The sequence below is a fragment of the Rhizobium sp. AN73 genome (assembly GCF_030757975.1).
Taxonomy (GTDB): domain Bacteria; phylum Pseudomonadota; class Alphaproteobacteria; order Rhizobiales; family Rhizobiaceae; genus Agrobacterium; species Agrobacterium arsenijevicii.
On record NZ_JARWME010000001.1, the window covers coordinates 402,036 to 423,618 of the forward strand.

At 59.7% G+C, this 21,583-nt stretch carries 19 protein-coding genes and 2 pseudogenes; 1 reads left to right on the top strand and 20 read right to left on the bottom strand.

Translation table 11 applies throughout. The features are described from left to right. Positions 1-36: 36 nt before the first annotated feature. From RBH10_RS01690 to RBH10_RS01755, 14 genes and pseudogenes are all read right to left on the bottom strand, one after another. Entirely contained in the window at positions 37-762 is a 726-nt protein-coding gene (locus RBH10_RS01690) for an SDR family oxidoreductase (RefSeq protein ID WP_281038571.1), read from the bottom strand. 61 nt (positions 763-823) lie between these two features. After that, on the bottom strand, positions 824-2,446 hold the full coding sequence (locus RBH10_RS01695) for an FGGY-family carbohydrate kinase (protein ID WP_281038570.1): 1,623 nt from the start codon (positions 2,444-2,446) through the stop codon (positions 824-826). 95 nt (positions 2,447-2,541) lie between these two features. After that, entirely contained in the window at positions 2,542-3,273 is a 732-nt protein-coding gene (locus RBH10_RS01700) for an SDR family oxidoreductase (RefSeq protein ID WP_281038569.1), read from the bottom strand. Between the two features lie 38 nt (positions 3,274-3,311). Continuing rightward, positions 3,312-4,289, bottom strand: coding sequence for an ABC transporter permease (locus RBH10_RS01705; protein WP_045019432.1), 978 nt, complete (start codon positions 4,287-4,289; stop codon positions 3,312-3,314). Next, a pseudogene (locus RBH10_RS01710) lies at positions 4,279-5,782 on the bottom strand (sugar ABC transporter ATP-binding protein). Before RBH10_RS01710 ends, RBH10_RS01705 begins: the two are co-directional and overlap by 11 nt. 71 nt (positions 5,783-5,853) lie before the next feature. Then, entirely contained in the window at positions 5,854-6,765 is a 912-nt protein-coding gene (locus RBH10_RS01715; RefSeq protein ID WP_281038567.1) for an ABC transporter substrate-binding protein, read from the bottom strand. A gap of 97 nt (positions 6,766-6,862) precedes the next feature. Continuing rightward, the gene (locus tag RBH10_RS01720) at positions 6,863-7,747 is read right to left on the bottom strand and encodes a helix-turn-helix domain-containing protein (protein ID WP_281038566.1); all 885 of its coding nucleotides are present in this window, start codon (positions 7,745-7,747) and stop codon (positions 6,863-6,865) included. A gap of 389 nt (positions 7,748-8,136) precedes the next feature. Beyond that, positions 8,137-9,174, bottom strand: coding sequence for an NAD(P)-dependent alcohol dehydrogenase (locus RBH10_RS01725; protein ID WP_281038565.1), 1,038 nt, complete (start codon positions 9,172-9,174; stop codon positions 8,137-8,139). Between the two features lie 234 nt (positions 9,175-9,408). Further along, positions 9,409-9,864, bottom strand: coding sequence for a DUF1801 domain-containing protein (locus RBH10_RS01730; protein WP_281038564.1), 456 nt, complete (start codon positions 9,862-9,864; stop codon positions 9,409-9,411). Between the two features lie 80 nt (positions 9,865-9,944). Continuing rightward, positions 9,945-11,342: an FtsX-like permease family protein gene (locus RBH10_RS01735; protein ID WP_281038563.1), complete on the bottom strand. Its 1,398-nt coding sequence runs from the start codon at positions 11,340-11,342 to the stop codon at positions 9,945-9,947. After that, on the bottom strand, positions 11,339-12,028 hold the full coding sequence (locus RBH10_RS01740; protein WP_281038562.1) for an ABC transporter ATP-binding protein: 690 nt from the start codon (positions 12,026-12,028) through the stop codon (positions 11,339-11,341). Before RBH10_RS01740 ends, RBH10_RS01735 begins: the two co-directional genes overlap by 4 nt. A 4-nt stretch (positions 12,029-12,032) precedes the next feature. Continuing rightward, positions 12,033-12,497: a hypothetical protein gene (locus RBH10_RS01745; protein ID WP_281038561.1), complete on the bottom strand. Its 465-nt coding sequence runs from the start codon at positions 12,495-12,497 to the stop codon at positions 12,033-12,035. Positions 12,498-12,611: 114 nt separating this feature from the next. Next, on the bottom strand, positions 12,612-14,366 hold the full coding sequence (locus RBH10_RS01750) for an alkaline phosphatase (RefSeq protein ID WP_281038560.1): 1,755 nt from the start codon (positions 14,364-14,366) through the stop codon (positions 12,612-12,614). A gap of 177 nt (positions 14,367-14,543) precedes the next feature. Then, entirely contained in the window at positions 14,544-15,137 is a 594-nt protein-coding gene (locus RBH10_RS01755) for a TetR/AcrR family transcriptional regulator (RefSeq protein ID WP_281038646.1), read from the bottom strand. A 121-nt stretch (positions 15,138-15,258) separates the two neighbouring features. Between RBH10_RS01755 and RBH10_RS01760 the strand changes: the two genes are divergently transcribed. Continuing rightward, on the top strand, positions 15,259-16,485 hold the full coding sequence (locus RBH10_RS01760) for an MFS transporter (RefSeq protein ID WP_281038559.1): 1,227 nt from the start codon (positions 15,259-15,261) through the stop codon (positions 16,483-16,485). Between the two features lie 56 nt (positions 16,486-16,541). Here RBH10_RS01760 and RBH10_RS01765 read toward each other — a convergent pair whose 3' ends face one another. The 6 genes and pseudogenes from RBH10_RS01765 to RBH10_RS01790 all read right to left on the bottom strand — a co-directional run. Continuing rightward, positions 16,542-17,621 carry an ABC transporter ATP-binding protein gene (locus RBH10_RS01765; RefSeq protein WP_281038558.1) on the bottom strand — a complete coding sequence of 360 codons (1,080 nt, stop codon included), beginning with the start codon at positions 17,619-17,621 and terminating at the stop codon, positions 16,542-16,544. Between the two features lie 15 nt (positions 17,622-17,636). After that, positions 17,637-18,482, bottom strand: a complete 846-nt coding sequence (locus RBH10_RS01770) for a carbohydrate ABC transporter permease (protein ID WP_281038557.1) — start codon at positions 18,480-18,482, stop codon at positions 17,637-17,639. A 3-nt stretch (positions 18,483-18,485) separates the two neighbouring features. After that, on the bottom strand, positions 18,486-19,403 hold the full coding sequence (locus RBH10_RS01775) for a carbohydrate ABC transporter permease (protein ID WP_281038556.1): 918 nt from the start codon (positions 19,401-19,403) through the stop codon (positions 18,486-18,488). Between the two features lie 70 nt (positions 19,404-19,473). Continuing rightward, positions 19,474-20,712 carry a sugar ABC transporter substrate-binding protein gene (locus RBH10_RS01780; protein WP_281038555.1) on the bottom strand — a complete coding sequence of 413 codons (1,239 nt, stop codon included), beginning with the start codon at positions 20,710-20,712 and terminating at the stop codon, positions 19,474-19,476. 116 nt (positions 20,713-20,828) lie between these two features. Further along, the gene (locus RBH10_RS01785; RefSeq protein WP_306180397.1) at positions 20,829-21,326 is read right to left on the bottom strand and encodes a GntR family transcriptional regulator; all 498 of its coding nucleotides are present in this window, start codon (positions 21,324-21,326) and stop codon (positions 20,829-20,831) included. A 15-nt stretch (positions 21,327-21,341) separates the two neighbouring features. Beyond that, positions 21,342-21,554 (bottom strand): annotated as a pseudogene (locus RBH10_RS01790) (hypothetical protein); the annotation flags it as partial. Positions 21,555-21,583: the final 29 nt, after the last annotated feature.

A 21,583-nucleotide genomic window follows, 5' to 3' on the forward strand; every position in this document is an offset into this window, starting at 1 on the left:
GCGGCGATGCGTTTGCATCCCGCGCATCCGTAAACGTCAGACCGCGAGGAACCCGCCATCGATCGGCAACACCGCACCGGAAATCATGCTGCTATCATCCGACAGAAGCAGCGCGATGCTCTGCGCCACATCCTCGGCCTCGGCAAAACGCTTCAGCGGATGGCGGACCATCATCGGCTCGCTCTTGGCAGGATCGTTCCATGCTTCCGCAGCGAGTTCAGTCAGCGTGATGGTCGGCGCCACGGCGTTGACGCGAATGCCGTGCGGTCCAAGTTCCTTGGCGAGAACGCGGGTCGCGCCTTCAAGCCCAGCCTTCGACGCGGCGTAGCAGAGATGATCCTGAAATCCGCGGTGACCGGCAATTGAAGTGATGTTGACGATTGCGCCGCCGCCGCCTTCTGCGACGCGGGCGCGGGCGAATTCCTGGCATGTGACGAGAGCGGCGCGCAGGTTGATGCCCAACACGGCCTCATAACCTTCATCGCTCATCTCAAGCACGCTTTCGAGCACGTTGATGCCGGCGCTGTTGATGAGAAAATCGCACGGACCTGCTTCCGCCATCGCCGCCCGGGTAGCGGCGACATCGGCGAGATCGACGCGGATCGTGCGGCAACCGATTTCGCTTTTCAGGCTGTCGAGATCGGACTGGGTCCTGCTGATCGCCACGACTTCCGCGCCGCGCGCGGCCATCAGGATAGCGCAGGCACGGCCGATGCCCTTTCCTGCGCCGGTGATGATGACGGATTTTCCGGAAAACTGCATGGAATCCTCCCTGCTTTTTTGGCCATGGAGGCCGGATGATGTAAGGCGATGTGGAACGCGCTTATAACGCGTTTGAAGAATGGCTGACGGAACGGATGGTGCGCGCCGCATTTTGCAGCGCCAGAAACGCTTCGTAACGCGACTGGTGCACCTGCTGGAACGTGGGCTCCGGTGCCGAACATTTGGCAATGCGCGACATGGCGGGCATGGCGGAAATCAGGTCGGGATAGGCCCCGGCGGCAACCGCGCCAAGCATCGCTGATCCCAGAAGCACAGGCTCCTCGCATTCACTGAGTTCGACCGGAAGCCCCGTCGCATCCGCCAGCAATTGTCTTGCAAGCGGATGGGCGCCCGCGCCACCGCTGACGCTGATCGTTTCCACCGGAGCGCCGTGGCGAGCCTGTGTCTCGATGATCTGGCGAAGCCCGTAACCAAGGCCGAGAAGCCCCGCAACATAAAGCGCAACAAGGGAATCCACACCCGTTTCGGTGCCATAACCAGCAATGACAGCCCGCGCATGGGGATCGGCGAAAGGCGCGCGGTTACCGAGGAACTCCGGCACGACGTGAAAATTCTCGGCAATCTTTACCGCAGCGGAAACGGTTGTAGCCATGGCCAGCGCGCGGTCGGCCAGCCATGCGGGTAACGATTTACCTTCTTTTTCCGCCAGCGCTTTCGCCTCGGCAAAGGCCGGGTGCAATTGCACCAGATAATCGATGGCCGCACCGGCGGCGGACTGACCGCCTTCATTCAACCAAGCACCGGGAACCATGGCGGAATAATAGGGTCCCCAGACACCCGGCACGAAAGCAGGTTCAGAGGTCGTCGTCATCGTGCAGGAAGAGGTGCCGAAGACATAACCGAGGCATCGCGAGGCGTCACCGCCCGCAGCCACCGTTCCGACACCGCCAGCGTGGGCATCGATCAGACCGGCGGCAACGGCGGTTCCGGCAACCAGACCCATGGCTTTTGCGGCTTCCTCGGTAAGGCCATTTCCTAGCGCCGTGCCGGGATGGACGACGCTTTCACCGACACGACGGAAACCTTGCTCCGCCAGGTCTCCAAGCCCGATGGCGCTGAAATACTCCGCGTCCCAACGCTCCTCATGGGCGAGATAGGTCCATTTGCAGGTGACTGTGCATGCGGAGCGATCGAGCGCGCCGGAGGCTTTCCAGGTTAGGAAGTCGGTCAGGTCGAAGAAGTGTTCGGCACGGGCATAGATCTCCGGCCTATTTTCGCTGAGCCACAGCAGTTTCGGCGTCTGCATTTCCGGCGAGATCCGGCCGCCGACATATTTCAGGACGGCATGTTCGCCAGCATTGATCCGCTCTGCCTGTTCGACAGCGCGATGATCCATCCAGACGATGATGTCACGCTCGGGATGATCGGAAGCGCCGACCGGCAGGGTCTCATCATCAGGTCCGCGCACCACGAGCGAGCAGGTGGCATCAAAGCCGATGCCGACCACGGCAGCCGGATCGATGCCGGCATGCGAGACACTTTCCCGCACGCTGTCGCAAACGGCTTTCCAGACCTCACCGCTCGATTGTTCGGCGATGCCGCCGTCCTCGCGGTGCATCGTGATCGGGCGCTTGGCGGTGGCCAGAAGTCTGCCCGCGACATCAAAGACACCGGCACGGGCTGAACCGGTCCCGACATCGACACCAATCAGATAGGAAGCCATTTGCGATACTCCTTGGAGCAACGGATGATCCGATGCGGAAACGAACAAGAGCGGCGGGATCGATCCTGATTTTCCCGCCGCTCCAATAGGGTCTTTTAAACGCGGTCGAAGTTGGTGGGCAACACCAGCATGTCGCGGATGGTAACGGTGCGCTTGCGGGTCAGCATGTAGACAACCGCATCCGCCACTTCACTCGCATCGATAAGGCTACCCGATTCCTTGGCCTTGCGAAGATTTTCCTCCGGCCAGTCTGCAAGAAGTGCGGAAACGACCGGACCGGGCGAGACCTGCGCGACGCGCACGCCATGCGGGATCATCTGGCGGCGCATGCCCTGCACGAAGCTGGTGATCGCCCATTTCGAACCCGAATAGACCGGCTCCCAATAGGTCGGGAAATGTCCGGCAATCGAGCAGGTGACGATGATGTCGCCAGTCTTGCGCTCCGACATGTGCGGCACGACAGCCTGCACGTTCTTCATCACCGCGTTGACGTTGAGGTTCAGCATGCGGTCGATGGCATCAGGCGTCGTCTCGGTCAGCTCACCACCGATATAGGTGCCGGCATTGCAATAGAGAATGTCGATATGATCGACCTTCTCCAGGATTTCCGGGATCATGGCGTTGCAGCTGTCGGCGTCCAAGAGGTTCGTGACCTGCGGGATAGCGCGCTCGCCGAGCTTGCCGACAAGTTCATTCAAGGCTTTTTCGTTCCAGTCGACCATGACCACGGTCGCACCCTGTTCCAGCAGCGCCTCGGTGGTGGCGAGACCGATACCGGATGCGGCGCCGGTGATGACCGCGATCTTGCCTTGCAGCGATTCAGACATTTAGTTCTCCTGCTTTCTTGAAGATATGACGCGCGGGCTTAACGCCAGTCGCGCCCGATATAGATTGCGAGCAGGATGATGGCGCCCTTGATGACATCCTGCAGGTAGGGGTTGATGCCCATGAGGTTGAGGCCATTATTGAGGATACCGAGCAGCACCGCGCCGATAAGCGTGCCGAGGATCAGCCCCCTGCCCCCGGCAATCGCCGTGCCGCCGAGAACCACGGCCGCAATGGCATCCAGTTCGAAGCCGACGCCGGCATTGGGCTGACCGCTCATCAGCCGGCCGGTCAGGATGAGGGCGGCAAGTGCTGCGGTCACACCAGAAATACCATAGACGGCAAGCTTAACGCGGCGGGTCTTGACGCCGGAAAGGCGTGCGGCCAATTCGTTGCCGCCGAGCGCATAGACGTGGCGACCGAAGGCCGTCCGCTGCAAAAGCACCCAGGCCACGGCATAAATCACCACCATGATGATGACAGGCACCGGCACGATGCCGACACGGCCGACGCCGAACCAGGAAATCCAGCTTGGAATGCCGCTGACCGGATAACCGCCGGAATAGATAAGGCCGAGACCGCGCGCCATGCCCATGGTCGCAAGCGTGACGATGATGGCCGGCATCTTGCCCCAGGCGACAAGCGCTCCGTTGAAGATACCGATACCCAGCCCGATGAACAGGCCGGCAGGCAGGGCAACGGCGGGAGACAAGCCGGTGTTCACCATCAGGCCGGCGGACAATGTGCCGACAAGTGCCATGACTGCACCGACCGACAGATCGATGCCGCCGGTCAGGATGACGAACGTCATGCCGACGGCCAGAATGCCGACGACGGAAACCTGTCGCAGCACGTTCATGATGTTGTTCACGCTGAAGAAATTGTCGCTCGCAAGCCCCATCAGGATCGATACGACAATAAGGCCCGCCAAAGGCAGGGCGAGCGGAGAGCGCAGCACGCTGCCCAAACCAAAACCGCTCGTTTTCGCGGCAACGCCGGTATTTGCGTCAAGCGACATGTTCAACCCTCCCGGTGGTGGCATTTGTCATTATTGTTTCTGAATTGATGTCTGCGCCCTCAACGGTGGCGACGATGCCGCCGGAACGGAACACGCAAACGCGGTCCGACATGCCGATCACTTCCGGCAGCTCTGAAGAGATCATGATGATCGAATGACCCTTGGCGGCGAATTCGCGCATGAGCGCATAGATTTCCGCTTTCGCGCCGACGTCGATGCCGCGCGTCGGCTCGTCGAAGATCAGCACGCGCATGTCATGGTTCAGCCAGCGGGCGATGACGATCTTCTGCTGGTTGCCACCGGACAGCGTATCGACCCGAGCATAGGGACCCTGTGCCTTGACCTGCACCTGCGCCATGGCCTTTTCCGTGTGCTCCAGCTCTTTTTTCAGGTCGATGAACCAGTGAGCCTTCGGATACTTGCGATAGTTGTTGAGGGAAATGTTCTGCAGGATGGAGAAGCTGGTGATCAGCCCTTCCTCCTTGCGGCTTTCCGGCAGCAGGCCGATACCGCGCATCAGCGCTTCGTCAGGGCCGGAAAAACGCGTCTCGACGCCATCGACCTTGATCTTGCGGCGTGAGGCGGAATGCGCGCCAAGCATGGCAAGCGCCGTTTCCGTGCGTCCCGAACCGACAAGACCGGCAAAGCCCAATATTTCGCCTTGCCCTGAGCGAAAAGCGCGAGACCGGCCCGCCCTTTTTCAGTTGAAGCTCTTCCACCTCGATCACGTTGCGCGCGCTCGCATCGATCTTTGGTTTGGGTGGGAAACTGGCCTCAATACGCCGGCCGACCATCATCTCCACCAGACGGTCGTTATCAACCTCCGAGGTCAGGCAGGAACCGATGAGTTCGCCATCGCGCAGGACGGTGATGCGGTCGCATATCTCGAAGATTTCCTCGAGGTGATGGGAAATGAAGATGATCGCGACGCCCTGACGGCGCAGCTCATGCATGACCTTGAAGAGATGCTCCGTCTCGGACGGGGTAAGCGTCGCCGTCGGCTCATCGAGAACAAGAATGCGGGCGTCAAGCGAAAGCGCCTTGGCGATTTCCACGAATTGCTGCTGGGCAACGGAAAGATGATGCACCGGCACGTCTAGCGGAACATCCACGGCCAGACGGCTCATGATTTCGGCCGCACGCTTGCGCATGGCGCCCTTGTTTAGCAGGCGCAGCGGCCCGCGGATTTCGCGGGCGAGAAACATGTTTTCGACGGCATTGAGATAGGGGATCAGGCTGAATTCCTGAAACACTATGCCGATACCGGCGGCAATCGCCTCGTCGTAATTGGCGAAATGGCGATCGGTTCCGTCGATGCGGATCGTTCCCTCGGACGGCTGCAAAATGCCGCAAAGGATCTTCATCAATGTCGACTTGCCGGCACCGTTCTCTCCCAGAAGCGCATGCACCTCACCGGCGCGCGCCTGCAGGTCGACGCCGCGCAGGACCTCGATCTTGCCGAAGCTTTTTCTTATTCCATTCAGTTCCAGCATTTCACCCTCCTCGATGGTCGGGACATATCCCGCCCCCGCACGAAGCGGGGACGGGACCTGGGGAGGAGTTCTTACCAGCTGAAGCCGCTGGCGTTCTTGCTGTCGACGACCATGACGTCGATCGGCACTTCCTTTGGAACGACGCGGGCGCCCCACTTCTGGGCAAGCGCCATGGCAAGGCCAACGCGCACCTGGTCACGCGGGAACTGCGCGGTCGTTTCGATGAAAGGCGTGCCGTCGGCAATCGCCTTCACCGCTTCAGGCGCACCATCAACCGAAGTGAGCTTGATGTCCTTGCCGGAGCCCTGGATCGCGGCCAGCGCGCCCATCGCGCCGCCATCATTCACCGAGAAGATGCCGGCAAGGTTCGGACGGGACTGGATCAGATTTTCAACGACGCCGAGCGCAACGGAACGGTCCTGACGGCCATTCTGCGTATCGACAAGCTTGATATCGGCAAATTCGGCAAGCGCTGCCTTGCAACCTTCGACGCGCTGGAGGATCGGCACGACCGGGATGCCGTCGAGGATCGCGACCTCGCCCTTGCCGCCAATGGCTTCACCGAGATATTTGCACGACATGTAACCCGCGTCACGGTTCTTGGAGCCGACGAAGGTATCGACCGGGCCATTGGCATTGGCGTCGACGGCAACAACCGTCACACCGGCCGCCTTGGCGGCATGCACGGCGGCTTCGATGCCGGCGCTGTCGGTCGGGTTCAGAAGCAGGATGTCGATCTTCTGCTGCAGCATGTCTTCGACGTCGGAAATCTGCTTTGCAACATCGTGGCCGGCGTCGGTCACGATCACATCCGCGCCGATGCTTGCTGCTGCTTGCTTCAGCGCTTCCTGCATCGACACGAAATAGGGGTTGTTAAGCTCCTGAAAGGTCATGCCGATCTTCAGCTTTTCCTGCGCCAGCGCCGGAGCAGCCATCATGGCGATTGCAGCCGTAGCCATCAGCAATTTCGATTTCATGTTCATTGTCACTTCCTCCCGTTTGGAAAATCAGGGCAATAAAGGCCCGTTTCCGGACAGAACTCTGCCCGAATTGGTGAAAAATCTGCGATGTGTCTTTGGTTTAGTCGGCCATGACCGCTGCCTTCTGGGCCGCGAATATGGTCCGGAACCTCGATGGCGACATTCCCTTCAATTTCAGGAAATGCCTGTTGAAATTCGAAAGGTTAGAAAAGCCCACGTCGTAGCAGACTTCCGCCACCTTCACGTCCTGATCCACCAGAAGCATCTGGCAGGCCAGATCGATGCGCAACTGATTACGATAGCGCACCAAAGTCGTTCCCGTATGGCGCTTGAAAGCCCGGGAAAAGGCACTTGGGCTCTGGCCCACCATGTCGGCCAGATCGATTTCCTCGACCTGTTCGGTGAGGTGCTGGCGCAGATGCGACAACGCGCGGTTGATGCCGCTGTCGCCAATGCCCGTCAGGTCCAGCTCGTAACTCAGGCTTGCCAGCACTTCAGGCGCCGGAGCATTGATGAGCAGGTCAAGAATTTCCCAGAAAAGCGCAAGACGCCGCAACCCCTGCGCCTCGATCAACCGCAGCATCAGCGGGCGAACGCGATTGCTGGTCTCATCGTCAAACAGAATGCCACGGCGGCTGCGGTCCAGGAGGGCGCGCACCACCTCCATCTCGGACATGGACGCGCAGGCATCCTCGATAAAGGCCTCAGGAAACTGGATGACGAGAGAGCGCGTGGGCACGATCTCATCAGGCTCGATCTCGCTGATCCAGTTCTGCGGCAGATTGGGGCCGGTCATGATAAGCTGGCCCGGACCAAAGCGACCGACGAAATCGCCGATGTAAAACGTGCCCGACGTCGCCACGACCAGATGAATTTCATATTCGGGATGGTAATGCCAGCGCACGGTGCGGAACGGATAGCCATGCCGCCAGGCAGCGAAGGATTCGCCCTTGCGGATGTGCACCAGTTCCAGATCGGGCTGCATCGATATTCCTCCCATCAGTCACGTCCGCCGTATCAGCGGAGCAAAGCCATTCCTCTTATGGCTCGTCCCAGGCGTTGACAGGAGCATATGGCTTACCGCGCATTTACTTCCACCTCATGCCGGGGAAAATGCCGATACTTTTTTGACTGTTTTTTGTCAGGAATTGAATAGCGCCACTCAGAAACAGACAACAAAGCCTGCAGTTGCACCGATTTTTCTGCGCAGTTGAGCGTCATACGCCCAGATAATGCGCATCCGGAAGAGCGATCTGGCAATTTTTTAGAGAACAACCTGCCGATCACCGGCAGGTTGCGCTTATACTTTTTCGAAGGGTTTTTGCCGCTCCCGCATCAGCCAGGCGACCGAGAGCAAGGGATTGCCGGAAGGGCTTATTGCGGCATCAGAATTTGCAGTTTCACGTCCGTTTCCCTCGCCTCAACCGCACGATCAAAACCGGCGATACTGTCTTCGAAGGGAATGCTCGCGGAAATCAGCGGTTTCAGATCCACCTTGCCGGATGCGATGAGGGCGACCGCGCGGTCATACACATTGGCGTAGCGGAAAACCGTCTCCACCCGCAGCTCTTTCGCCTGCAGGCCGACGATATCGACAGGCACCGGATCAACGGGCATGCCGACGAGAACGATCGCGCCGCCGGGCCTTGCGAGTTTCGCCATGCCGAGCACGGCGGGTGCTGCGCCCGAGCATTCAAACACGACATCGCAGCCCCAGCCGTCTGTCGCCGCCGCCACCGCCTGCGACAGGTCGTGCTGACGGATGTTGACGGTTTCGATGCCGTCATAAGCGGCGATGATATCAAGTTTCGGTTGGGCGAGGTCGGCAACGATCACCTTGGCGCAACCGCCGGCCAAAGCCGCCAGCGCGACCATCATGCCGATTGGGCCGGCGCCCGTCACCACGGCAACATCGCCGGGCTGAATGCGCGCCCGAAGCGCTGCCTGCATGCCGATGGCGAAAGGTTCGACCATGGCGCCCTCGGCAAAGGACACATTGTCGGGCAGCTTGTAGGTAAAGGCGGCGGGATGAATGACTTCCGGCGTCAGGCAGCCGTGGACGGGCGGTGTCGCCCAGAAGCTGACGGCAGGATCGACATTGTAAATGCCAAGTTTGGAGGCGCGCGAGGTCGGGTCGGGAATACCCGGCTCCATGCAGACGCGGTCGCCCGCCTTCAGATGCGTCACCTCGGCACCGGTCTCGATTACTGTGCCGGAAGCTTCATGGCCCAGCACCATTGGTGCGTGCACGACGAAATGGCCGATCTTGCCATGCGTGTAATAATGGACGTCCGAGCCGCAAATCCCGACCGTATGGGTACGGATGCGCACATCCTTGGGTCCGAGCTTGCCGGGAATGTCGAACTCCCTGAGCGCGAGCTTTCCTTTTTCTTCCAGCACCAGTGCTTTCATCTCATCCTCCGAAGTTTGCGAAAGGCCTGACAGCGAATTCAAACAGCGTGATGCGGTGCAATTTCGGCAAAAGTAAACAGAAATCCGCCGGACCGACCGGTTTTTCTTCAAGAAGGAAAAACTGTATCGAGACGCCCGCGATTTCTCATCATCCGCGGCACGCCGAGTTTTTTAAGGAACAGGAAAGACGGCGCGATTCTGTTCAGTGCCCGACAGGCAACCGGGCCGAACGGCTCACATCTTTTCGCCCGGCAACCGGCTCGCCTGCTTCACCCAATCGGTAAACTGCGCTTCATCGAACGCACCCTCATGAATGTCGAGATAACGAACTTTCGGATGTTGGGACGTGCCGGGCGGCAAAGGCTGCAACGATGCGCCGTTGAGGAAGGTCACTTTGATATATTTCGTAAAACAATGAAGGCTGAGGAACCAGACATCGTCCTCCATCCCGTAAAATGGCGAGTTCCACTTCACGGCCTTGCGCACGCCAGGGACGATGCCTTCAATCAAGGTGTGGATACGGCTGCCGATTGCGCTTTTCCAGCCGGGCATGGCGGCGATATAGGCCTGCACCGGCGCATCGCCGTATCCCTTGGCGATCTGGGGATTGCCGCCTGAAAGAAGCTTCGGTGTCGCAGCCGATAGCTCGGCACCGGCCATATCAGCTTTATCCGACCTCTTGTCGACCATCACGATTTCCTCCCGGCTTTGCACGGCTGCCTTCGCAAATCGGCCTCGGCGGCGGAAGATAAAACTATATTTTATCTGTCTCAAGCCCGCAGGGCCGCGGCCGGTGACTGGCGGTAAGCAAGCAAGGCCGGTATCGCCGCAAGAATAGCGGCAAAGCCCAGCAGGAACAATGCAAGACGCAGATCCTCGCGGGTGAAGCCGACCGGCAGGATGACGCCGCTTCGCGCGGTAAACATTTGCGCACCGATATGGGCGGCACCCAGCCCGACCAGAAAGCCTATGCCGACGCCAAGCGCGACCAGAAGGAAAAGCTCCAGCCAGACGATGGCAAATACCGAACCGCGCGGGGCGCCGAATGCGCGCAATGCGCCTATCTGCCGACGCCGTTGCCCGACATGGATCACCGTTACCAATACCAGTGCTGCCGCAACAAGAGCCTGGGAACCCGCAGCGACAGCGCTTAGCACCATCTTGGCATCGCCAAGCGTGGCATAAAGGCCGGTGAGCACTTCGCCCGGGAAAACACCAAGTGTGTTGCCGGTGCGGTATTCCTGTCGCAGGCGATAGGCGTCGGCAATCGTCTTCGGCTTGACGAGAATGGCAGGCAAGCCGGGCGTATTCTCGCCAAAAGTCTCGACAATCGACGCATCCGGATCGACGCCGCCATGATGATCGACATCCTCGTGCACCGAAGTGGCAGCGGCAGGCGTCAAGGCCTTTTCCGGCTCTCGCTGCGCCACGGTCTGGACGGTGGGTTCGGCGTGATTTGCCTCACCTTCGGCATGCGTGTCGCCACCCTCGTGGTGTTCTTCGCCTTCATGGGCGTGATCGTGCCCATCCGCATCGTGATGGTGCTCATCGTCATGGTCATCATGGCCAAGACCATGGACATGCCACACGGCCTGGATCGGTACGAGAATGGCGCGGTCCCACGGCGTGCCGGTCGGCTGCAGCTTGCCGACGACCTTGTAGGCAAGCTCGGTATGGGTATGGCCTCCGGTCTCGGCCGTGCCGTGCATCGGCTTGATCTCCCCGCCGACGCGCAGATTGACGGCAGCACCGAGGATGGCTTCGCCTTCCAGCGCAAACATCCTGCCCTCGGCAAAACCTGGTGTCGTGTTGCTGACGAGGCTCGTTGTCGTGCCGACGATCGGATAACCGGCAAAAGAATCGCCAAAACCGACCGGTGCGGCCCAAGCAACGCGTGGATCGGCGGCGAGCTTCGCAAGAACGGTGCCATCCACGAGCGGCAACGGTGCGGCCTGCAGAAAAATGGAGGAAAGGATCAACTGGGTTTCGCTGCCGGCGGCACCGACGACGAGATCGAACTTATCGGCGGCGCGGGCACTGCCGAGACGCAAGGAACGTTCCTGCAACGTGACCGCAACGCCGAGCGCCGTGGCCAGCGCCACCAGCAGAACCACGACAATGCCGCCCAGCCACAGGCGGCGCAGGTCGGCGAGGATGAAACCAATCATGCCGCGATCTCCTGTCCGTCGGTATCGCCAACGATACGGCCACCGCTGAGCGCAAGACGCCGATCAAGACGCGCGATCAGATGCTGGTCATGGCTGGCGACGATCAGCGTGCTGCCTGCATCGGCAGCAACCGTGAGAAGCAGATCACCAACGGCTTCACCGCTTTCGAGATCAAGGCTCGCGGTCGGTTCGTCGGCGATGATGACGCCGGGATTGCGCAAAACTGCGCGGGCAATGGCGACGCGCTGCATTTCACCCCGCGACATGGTCTCGACATGCTGCTCCGGGCGCTTGAGGCCGACGGTTGCAAACAGTGCCTCGGCGCGTTTTACGAGGTCTGCATTCACTACCCGCGACAGACGGGCGGGTAGCAGAATATTATCCAGCGCCGACAGGCCGGGAAAAAGATGAAAGTCCTGCATGACAAGGCCGATATTGGCGGCCCGCCAGCGATCACGACGCCCTTCGGACAGCTCCGCAATGTTCTGCTCGCTCCAGACGACGCGGCCGGTGCGAACGCGCTCCAGACCGGCGATGATATTGATAAGCGTGCTCTTGCCCGAGCCGGAACCACCTGTCAGCGCGACACGGCTGCCGGCGGCGATCTCGAGATGATCAATGGCGAGAACCGGTGTCGCCAGACCGGAAAAGGATACGGCAAGACCGTCTATCTTCAGAGGCAGCATGGTCTCAAACCGTCGCGTATTCAGCCTGGCGGATGCGCAGGAGGCTGACGAAACCGGTATCCGGATCGGTCCATGAACCCGTTTCCAGCTTGCCGCGCACTTCGATCGTCTGGCTTGGCTGGGTAAAGGTCTGTTTTTCGCCGAGATAAACGACGACGATATTGTCCGGCCAGTCGGCATCCGTGGAGCAGAACGGGCAGATCGACATGGGTATTTCGGTAAGCACGAAAAAATGTGCTTCGGCCTTCAGCGGCGGCGCCATGAAACCGCGCATGGCGATCTCCTTGCCGTTCAATTGCTTGACCTTTTCGGAAAATTCCAGCCCGAGAACGCTGACCTTGCCATAAAGCTCGTCGAAAGTGAGATCGCTTTTCGCCTGCGCGCGGGTGCCGGCAGCCAGCAGAGGCAGACCGGCGATGAGGCCCAAGGTCTGGCGGCGATTGAACCGCGCCTGATCAGGTTTGCTCATGACCATTCTCCTTCTTGAAGAGGTCTGTCACCGTCGGACGTCCGGGTAGACGATGCGAGACCTGGAGGTATTGTGAGGGCACGCCATGCAGCATGCCCTCGCCGCGTTCAGAGATTAGTTGGTCTGCTTGGCGCCGAGAGCGAAAGCTTCGGCAAGACCCTTGTAGACGTCACTCTGTTCCATATAGCCACGGAAGCCTTCTGCACCGGGGCCTTCGGCCTGCAGAACGACGTCGTCGACCGCGTGAACACCGCTATCCGAACTTTTCGGAATGATGCCGGTGACGAGTACAGCGCCGGGAACATCCTTGTACTGTTCGTTGGCGATGTATTCCTTCTTTTCGTTCTGGATAGCCGGTGCGAACGGGCCTTCGAGCTTCGGACGGAAGGTCTCGTAATGGTCAGGACCGTTATTGGCGTTCATGAACAGGCGACGGGAAACGTCGACCCTATCAGGATAACCATCGCCGTCCTTGTCTTCGTAGTTCGGGAAGCCGGCCTCGGCATAGGTGCCGACCTTTTCGCGCATGTCGGTACCCGGCTTGTCATCATCGACGGTGCCGATGATGGAAACGCCGTGCGTATGGTCACCGGTGACGATGATCAGCGTATCGGGGTTTTTCGCTGCAAATTCGCGGGCGACACCGATGGCCTTGTCGAATTCGATCGTATCGACGACGGCGCGCTCCCAGTCGAGCGGATGGGACATCTTGTCGACGTTGGCAGCTTCAACCATCAGGAAGAAGCCCTCCGGGTTCTTCGACAGTTCGTCGATGGCAACCTTGGTCATGTCGACGAGACCCGGCTGGTCCGGGAACTTGGCCGTGGTGCCCTTCTTCAGGAACTCGCGGTCGAGCGTGGTGTCCATGTTGCCGGTGTGGAACAGGCCGAGGATCTTGCCGGTATTGGTGCCGGCAGCCGCGGTAAGTTCCGTCTTGCTGGTCGCCAGCGTGTAGCCAGCTTCCTTGAACAGGGCAATATAGTCCTTGTCGTCCTTACGCTTGGAACCGGCCGTGGCTTGCGGCAGGAAGTAGGCGGAGCCGCCGCCGAGGACGACATCCGGCTTCACGTCGAACAGCATGCCGTTAATGTCGGCCTTGTCGCCGCGCTTGCGGGTATGGGCAACGACGGCAGCCGGTGTCGCATCCTGCAATTCGGCGGTCGAGATGATGCCGATCGACTTCTTGGTCTGGCGACGCAGGGCTTCTGCAAGCGTTTCGACCTTGGGGTCGTCAAGCGAGGCCGGGGTGCGGTCGGCATAAACGCCGATGGCGTTCACGGCGGTCTTGTGACCGGTCATGTAGGCCGACATGGTGTTGGCGCTATCGGTGGCGACGGCATCGGTGGCGGAGGTGCCGATGAAGGCAACCGGCGGCACGTCGTCCATGTTGAGGCGACCGTTGGCCTTGCCCTCGGTCATGCCCTTGGACATGATACGGGCAGCGGTGCGGTTAGCAACGGACAGACCATCGGCGATCAGGAAGATGACGTTCTTGGCTTTTGCCTGTGCAGGCGTGCCATAAACGGACCAGGTGACGTTCTTGGTTTCGGAACCGGCCGAAACTTCGACCTTGTAGTCACCGGCATTGGCGAGCGTGACGCCGCGCAGGATGACGGCAGAACCAAGAACCTTGTCCTTGTTCTTTTCTTCGGCGACGAACTCGGCGTCCTTGCCGAGAGCGGCCTTGTAATCCTGACCATTGACGGTGATCTTGACGTCTTCCGGCTTTATGACGGAAGCGAACTCGACTTTGAAATCAAAAGGCGAACCCGTGAGGATCGTAGCACGATCAAGCGGATAAACCTCGGCGGCCTGAGCGGCGGCGGTAAGAATGGTCGTGGCGACCAGAGTGGCAACAATTTTGCGCATATTCCCCTCTCTCGAGATATGTGAAAACTACAACCTCTCCTAGACCCGCCATGTGACAGTTGCATGACTTCCAGATTGCTATATTTCCGGGAGTCCTCATGAACGGGAAACTTGCGGGGGATATCGCACAGACGGTCGCGACAGACTTGCTTCCGATAAGTACGACTTGGCGATGGATCAGTCTTTCCTGATCCGCAACCCGTCCAGAAAGGTCCGGAAGCTTTCTACGGCGCGTTTCGAGGTCGTTTCGGGGTCGTCGGAATTCGCGATCCACTGGGCTGCACTGCTGCTCGCCGCATTGATGAAACGGGCGCATGCCTCTGAATCAATATCGCCGATCATCCCTTCATCCTTGAGGGCGTCCAGGCTTCGCGCAACGGCCGAAATACAACCATTGGCGTTTGGCCAGCGGGAAGGATCGCCAAGCACGGCCGGTCCGTCACGGAACATGATCCGCTGGATTTCCGGCTCCAGAGCCATGCGGACATAACCGACATTCTCGTTGACGAAACCCTCCCACCGCGTTGCAGCCCTTGAGGAGATGTCACACAATCTCTTCGTCATCTCGGCGTCGATCTCACCGACAACCGCCAGCAGCAAGCCTTTCTTGTCGCCAAAGTGGTGATAGAGCGCGCCACGCGTCAGCCCCGCCTCTGCAGTGAAGTCGTCCATCGACGCCTCGGCATAACCAATGCTGCCAAATGCCTTGCGGCCGGCGACCAAAAGTTTCGCCCGGGTCTCCGCAATCATTTCACTGCGAGGTTTGCGCATTTTTTCTCCTTGCTCCACATACGTCACGTATATTAGTTGACATACGCTGCGTATGCAATTATCTCATTTGCATACGCCACGTATGTGTGTGGTGGATACTCCCTAAACAAGGTGCATCCAGATGTCTAATCCATATAGAGAAATTTTCCGGGCTCCGGGCGCCAAAGGCTTTTCCGCCGCAGGCTTCTTCGCCCGCCTTCCCATTGCGATGGCCCCGATCGGCATCGTCGCCATGCTTTCCCAGACCCATGGCGAATATTGGCTTGCCGGTGCCGTCTCGGCAACCTTCGCGCTCACCAACGCCGCCGTTGCGCCGCAGATTTCCCGTTTGGTGGATCGCAAGGGCCAGAGCAGCGTCCTCATCCCGGCCACCATCATATCGGTCATCGCCTTTACGGTCCTGATTATCGCCACGCATCAGAAGTGGCCTGTGTGGACGCTGTTCCTTTCGGCCTTCCTCGCCGCCGCCATGCCGAGCATTCCCGCCATGATGCGCGCCCGCTGGACGGAAATCTTCCGTGACCGGCCCGAACTGAACACTGCCTTTGCGTTTGAATCCGCCGCTGACGAGCTTGTTTATATCGCCGGTGCCTCGCTTTCTGTTGGCCTTGCGGTCTCGCTCTTTCCGGAAGCGGGCATGATGATCAGCACCGCTTCACTGGCACTCGGCACCTTTGCCTTCCTGCTGCAACGTTCGACCGAACCCAAGGTGCGCCCAGTTGAAAGCGGAAGCCGGCAACATTCGGCGATCCGGCTGCGTCCGGTCCAGATCATCACACTCGCCTTGATCTTCGTCGGTTCGACCTTCGCCACGGCCGAGGTGAGCGCCGTTGCCGTCACCAAACAGCTCGGCCAGCCGGAAGCCGCCAGCCTCGTCATCGGCGTCTATGCCATCGGTTCATTCGTGGTCGGCCTGCTTCTGGGCGCGATCAATCCCAAGATGCCGCTGCACCGTCAGCTACTGATCGCCGTCAGCGTGCTTGCTCTGACCGCCCTGCCGCTTCTGTTTGCGACCACGACAGTTGCCCTGCTTGCCTTTGCCGTATTCCTCAGCGGCGTGGCGATCTCTCCCATCTTCATCACCGCATTTGGCCTGATAGAGCGCCGCGTACCGGAATCGATGCTGACGGAAGGCGTGACCTGGGTGATGACCGGTATCGGTATCGGCATGGCGCTCGGCGCCTTCGTCTCCGGCTGGGTGGTCGATAATTTCGGCCCGAGCAACGGCTTCTGGGTGTCGATTGTCGCCACCCTGTCGACAGTCACCATTATTAACCTCGGTCAGCGCAGCCTCTCTGGCGAAACTAACCGCTCTGACACGGCGACCGTGGCGCAGCCTGCCGAATAAAGTATGAGAGTATGAAGCGCGCTCAAGCGCGCGCTTCATGGCATGCCCGATCAATATTATAGCCGAAGCTGCGTCTCGGGATCGAAGAGGCTGATGCTGGCGGGATCGACAGAGAAAACAACCGGCTCTCCCCGTTTCCCACCAAAACGCGGTTCCACGCGGGCGATCACGGTCTGGCCGCCGATGACGACGGTCAGCATGGTGTCGGCTCCGGTCGGCTCAACCACGTCGATGGTGCCGTTGAACGCACCACCCGCCTGCCCATAGACAGTCTTGAATTCCTCCGGGCGGACACCGAGAATGACGTCCCGCTCGGTCAATTCGGCATTGCTTGATCCCGGATCCAGATCCAGCGCCACGCCCTCTGTCCTGAACTGCCAGCCGGAAACGCTCCTCACCGTACGCCCGCTGAGGAAATTCATGGCCGGGGACCCGATGAAGCCAGCAACGAACATATTGGCGGGCCGCTCGTAGATCGTCCGTGGATCGGCCAGTTGCTGAATATACCCGCCCTTCATGACAGCAACCTTGGTTGCCAGCGTCATGGCCTCTATCTGGTCGTGGGTGACGTAGACGGTGCTTGTGCCGAGCCGCTCGTGAAGCCGCTTGATCTCGGTCCTCATCTCTACCCGGAGCTTGGCATCGAGGTTCGACAAGGGTTCGTCGAACAGAAACAGGTCCGGATCACGCACGATGGCCCGTCCCATCGCCACACGCTGCCGCTGGCCGCCGGAAAGGTTCGCCGGCTTGCGGTCGAGCAGATGGGTGATCTGCAGCATGTCGGCCGCCCGGGCCACAGCTTCGCGCCGCTGATCTGCGGCAACGCTGCGCATTTCCAGACCGAAGCCGATATTCCGTTCCACCGACATCGTCGGGTACAGCGCATAGGACTGGAAGACCATCGCGATATTGCGGTCCTTCGGCGGCAGGGCTGAGACCGAGCGGCCACCGATGGCGATGTCGCCGCTGGAGGTATCATCAAGCCCGGCGATGATGTTGAGCAGGGTGGATTTGCCGCAGCCCGACGGGCCGAGCAGCACCAGGAAACCGCCATCCTCCAGCTCGATATCGATGCCGTGGAGGACATCGAGCGCACCGTAGGACTTGCGGACGTTGGTAAGGGAAAGCGTAGCCATCAGATATTGTCTCCTTTAGCCTTTGACGGCGCCCGCGGTCAGCCCCTGAACCATCGCCCGCTGGACGATCGCAAAGAGCAGCATGACGGGTAGAATGCTGAGGATGCCGCCGGCGGCCAGAACACCCCACGGAAGCTGAAATTCGCCAACCATCAACTGAAGCCCGACAGGCCAGGTGCGGGAGCCCTGCCCCGTTGTCAGCATGAGCGCGAAAATGAACTCGTTCCACGCCGCAATGGCGATAAAGACCGAACTTGCCACGAGACCGTTTCTGGCCAGAGGCAGGACGATACGAACCATGGCGCCGAGACGCGTCGATCCATCGATGCGTGCGGCACTTTCCAGTTCCTTCGGAGCCGCATCGAAGAAGCCCTTGAGCATCCACACGAAGAGCGGCAGCAGGAAGCTGGTATAGGCGAGTGCAAGACCAAACCGGCTGTCCACCAGCCCCACACTCCGCATCATCACGTAGAGCGGAATGATCATCATCACCGCGGGGAACATGCGGATAAGCAGGTAACCCAGCATCAGGCTGTTGCGGCCGCGAAAATTCATCCGCGCGAAGGCATATGCCGCCAATGTGCCGGCGACCACGCAGATCGCAACCGTGACGGTCGTGACGACCAGACTGTTGGTGATCAACACCGGAAAGTTCGACTGGGTCCAGATTGCGACGTAATTCTCGAAGGTGATGTGCTGCGGAATATACTGCATCTGCGAGGTGACGATGTCTGCCTCGGGCTTCAGCGAGGTCAAAAACATCCACGCCATCGGGCCGATACAGAACACCCCAAGGGCGCAGAGCACGACATAGGTCAATATATCGGCCGCCAGCCGCCTGCTGCGATTGGTTCTAAACATGGGTCATTCTTTCGTTATGCGCGACAGGCGAATGTAGATGCTGGCGAAGACCATCAGGATGAAGAACATCACCACCGAGAGAGCGCCCGCGTAACCGAAGTTGAAATCGCGGTACGCTGTCTGGAAAGCGTAGAGCGACAGCACCTGAGTGGCATTTCCGGGTCCGCCGCCGGTCAGGACCAGCAACAGGTCCGGCGAATTGACGAGGCTGATGACCCGCAGGATCACCGCAGCCGTGATCACGGTCTTGAGCATCGGGACCGTGATCAACCTGAACTTGGTGAAGGAACCGGCCCCATCAACGGCGGCGGCCTTGTAAAGATCTTCAGGGATACCCTTCAGCCCGGCAAGAAACAGCAGGGCAAAGAACGGAAACCCGTGCCATGCCTCGACGAGGATCGTTGCCGCAAGAGCGGTGTTCGGATCGGCAAACCAGGCCTTGTAGGAGCTTAGAAGACCAATTCGCACGAGGATATCATTGATGACGCCGAGACGTGGATCGAGAAGCAGAGCCCACATGTGCCCGGCAACGACATTCGGCAGGAAATAGGGCAGCAGGATCAGGACGCCGAACAGCTTCGTTCCCGGCAGATTCCGGTTGAGTGCGACGGCTGCGATGAAACCGAGCGTCATCTCGATCGTAACGGCTGCGACCACCCAGATCGCCGTGTTTTTGAGCGATATCCAGAACACCCGATCGGACATCATCGCGATATAATGCTTCGCCCCGACCCAGCCGTTGAGGCCGGGCCTGGTAAGGCGCATTTCACGGGCGCTGATGACGAAGCCGTAGATTGTCGGATAGGCGACGACAAGCAGCAACAGAAGCAGGCTCGGCAGCAGCAGAAAATAGACCCAATAACGGGTCTCGGAGAACGCCCCGAGGCGACTGAAAGGCTGGCGGCGCAGAAGAGATGTCATTGAAATTCGGCGATATCGCCGTCCCTGCTTGAGACGCGACACCCCGGCGGAGCATCGCGTCTAAAAGAGATTAGCGAAGAGCGGCTTCGAGGCCTTCGATCATGCGATCCACGGCCTGTTTCGGCGTCAACTGGCCGGTCAAGACCGACTGAAACGTCGGGTTGACAACGTTTTCCGACCAGCCTGCGGCGCCAACGAAGCTGTTTGGCAGCCGCCCGAACTCCAATGTTTCGGTTGCCGCGTTGTAGATCGGGTTTGACGTGATCCGTTCGTCCTTGAGCGCGGCGGTCGAAGCCGGGAAATAGCCCGTCGCTTCAAGAAGCGCGATGGCCGCATCGGTTTCACCCCAGAAGCTGATCCACTTCCACGCGGCTTCGACATTGTCGTCCTTGAAGATGCCATTGCCGGCATAAGCAACGCGGGCAATGTGCGCTTTGGGTCCCGCCGGCATCGGTGCCGTGGCGAATTGTACGCCGGGTTTGAGCGCCGCCGAAATTTCGATGAGCGAGCCGGTATGATGCCAGATCATTGCCGTCTGGCCGGTGCGGAAACCCTCCATGATCTGGCGGTAGCTGTCGTTCGGCGCGCTGGGCGGCGCGACTTTTTCCTTACGGAACAGGTCGGCGTAGAAGGTGATTGCCTCGACGGCGGCCGGCTTGTCGATGGCCGCCTGCCCGTCTTTCACGAGCGGCGAACCAAAAGCCTCCATGACGTCGATGACGTATTTGAAAGCACCCGCACCACCGCGCATGCCAAATGCGTAACGGTTCTTGGCAGGGTCAGTCAGCTTCCGGCAGGCGGTCAAAAACTCTTCGAAGGTCTTGGGAGGACCGGACAGCCCGGCTTCCTCGAAATAGTCTTTTCGATAATACATCCAGTCAACGAAGGCATATGCGGGCACGGCGTAAATGGCGCCGTCATGCGACATCCCGGCCCAGCGGCCTTCGGGCAGATTGGCCTTGCCACTCCACTTGCTGACGCGCTCGCTGATATCGACAAGCGCACCCATTGCCGTCAGGTCCGCAAAGCGCTCGGCAATCACCATACCGGTATCGGGCCGCCCGCCGGCAACCACCGCCGACGAGACCTTCGCCATATATTCCGAGTTCGGAATGCTTTCCTGCGTCACCGCGATATCAGGGTTCGCCGCTGCAAAAAGCTGGATGATCTTGGCCAGTCCCGCCATCTCCGACTGACTGGCGAAATGATGCCAGTAGTTGATTGCGGTGGCGGCATTGGCACTTCGCAGGCTCGCAGCCAGCGTTAACGCCGCTGTCGCGGCCAGAAATTCACGCTTACTCAGATGCATCGACTATCCTCCCAAGATATCAGATTATCATACTGATCTATCAGTGTGAGGTAACATCATTTCCTGAGCGCCGCAATATCCCACCTCGACAAGCCCGCAAAATTAATCGGCTCGCCTCAGACGAGACCGAGATTGCGCTGCATCGCGGCCTGAAAATGTGCCAGCAGAGCTTTCTCGGCAGCATCCGCATTCCGCGTCGCGCAGGCTTCGAGAATGTCGATATGCTCCTTGAGGGTGCGTATGAAAATCGGGGCGGTAACATTCCGCTCCAGCCTCAGGAGCCGCAGGTAATTGTGCATTCGCCGGTAGGCGCTTTCGATGAGCGGATTGCGCAAAGCCTGAATGATATGCCCGTGCAAATCCAGCTCCAGCGCATCCATCTCAAGCAATTGCTCAGAGCCGATGCCGTCCCGCTCCACGCGGCGCAAAAGCCGGGAATGCCGCACTTCCAGGGCATTCATCACCTGCTCGTCCGCCTCTTCCGCAAAGACGCGAACGGCCGCACGCTCGACGATCGAACGAAACTGGTAGGTGGAACGGGTAAGCTCCAGACCGGGCCTGACGAACTGGATGCCGGAGCGCGGATGAATGGTCAGAATGCCTTCCGCGTCCAATACCCGCAGGGCATCCCGAAGCGGGCCGACTGGAACATCGACGATCGCTGAAAGCTCGTTCTGGGAAATGAACGCACCGACCGGAACCTTTCGTTCAAACAGGCTCTCCAGGATACGATCATAGGCGACGTCGCGTTGAGGCGGCGCGCACCGGTATCGGCGGCGTTCGATTTTAGATTGCGTGGCTCTTGCAGTTTTTTCATGGCTACAGTATCTATCCTCTCTGATATATCAGTTCAACTTTGTAAGCGATCAAA

Bases quoted from the DNA above. Each gene is read 5' to 3' on its own strand.
- RBH10_RS01690 (WP_281038571.1), bottom strand. From the start codon at position 762: ATGCAGTTTTCCGGAAAATCCGTCATCATCACCGGCGCAGGAAAGGGC.
- RBH10_RS01695 (WP_281038570.1), bottom strand. From the start codon at position 2,446: ATGGCTTCCTATCTGATTGGTGTCGATGTCGGGACCGGTTCAGCCCGT.
- RBH10_RS01700 (WP_281038569.1), bottom strand. From the start codon at position 3,273: ATGTCTGAATCGCTGCAAGGCAAGATCGCGGTCATCACCGGCGCCGCA.
- RBH10_RS01705 (WP_045019432.1), bottom strand. From the start codon at position 4,289: ATGTCGCTTGACGCAAATACCGGCGTTGCCGCGAAAACGAGCGGTTTT.
- RBH10_RS01715 (WP_281038567.1), bottom strand. From the start codon at position 6,765: ATGAACATGAAATCGAAATTGCTGATGGCTACGGCTGCAATCGCCATG.
- RBH10_RS01720 (WP_281038566.1), bottom strand. From the start codon at position 7,747: ATGCAGCCCGATCTGGAACTGGTGCACATCCGCAAGGGCGAATCCTTC.
- RBH10_RS01725 (WP_281038565.1), bottom strand. From the start codon at position 9,174: ATGAAAGCACTGGTGCTGGAAGAAAAAGGAAAGCTCGCGCTCAGGGAG.
- RBH10_RS01730 (WP_281038564.1), bottom strand. From the start codon at position 9,864: ATGGTCGACAAGAGGTCGGATAAAGCTGATATGGCCGGTGCCGAGCTA.
- RBH10_RS01735 (WP_281038563.1), bottom strand. From the start codon at position 11,342: ATGATTGGTTTCATCCTCGCCGACCTGCGCCGCCTGTGGCTGGGCGGC.
- RBH10_RS01740 (WP_281038562.1), bottom strand. From the start codon at position 12,028: ATGCTGCCTCTGAAGATAGACGGTCTTGCCGTATCCTTTTCCGGTCTG.
- RBH10_RS01745 (WP_281038561.1), bottom strand. From the start codon at position 12,497: ATGAGCAAACCTGATCAGGCGCGGTTCAATCGCCGCCAGACCTTGGGC.
- RBH10_RS01750 (WP_281038560.1), bottom strand. From the start codon at position 14,366: ATGCGCAAAATTGTTGCCACTCTGGTCGCCACGACCATTCTTACCGCC.
- RBH10_RS01755 (WP_281038646.1), bottom strand. From the start codon at position 15,137: ATGCGCAAACCTCGCAGTGAAATGATTGCGGAGACCCGGGCGAAACTT.
- RBH10_RS01760 (WP_281038559.1), top strand. From the start codon at position 15,259: ATGTCTAATCCATATAGAGAAATTTTCCGGGCTCCGGGCGCCAAAGGC.
- RBH10_RS01765 (WP_281038558.1), bottom strand. From the start codon at position 17,621: ATGGCTACGCTTTCCCTTACCAACGTCCGCAAGTCCTACGGTGCGCTC.
- RBH10_RS01770 (WP_281038557.1), bottom strand. From the start codon at position 18,482: ATGTTTAGAACCAATCGCAGCAGGCGGCTGGCGGCCGATATATTGACC.
- RBH10_RS01775 (WP_281038556.1), bottom strand. From the start codon at position 19,403: ATGACATCTCTTCTGCGCCGCCAGCCTTTCAGTCGCCTCGGGGCGTTC.
- RBH10_RS01780 (WP_281038555.1), bottom strand. From the start codon at position 20,712: ATGCATCTGAGTAAGCGTGAATTTCTGGCCGCGACAGCGGCGTTAACG.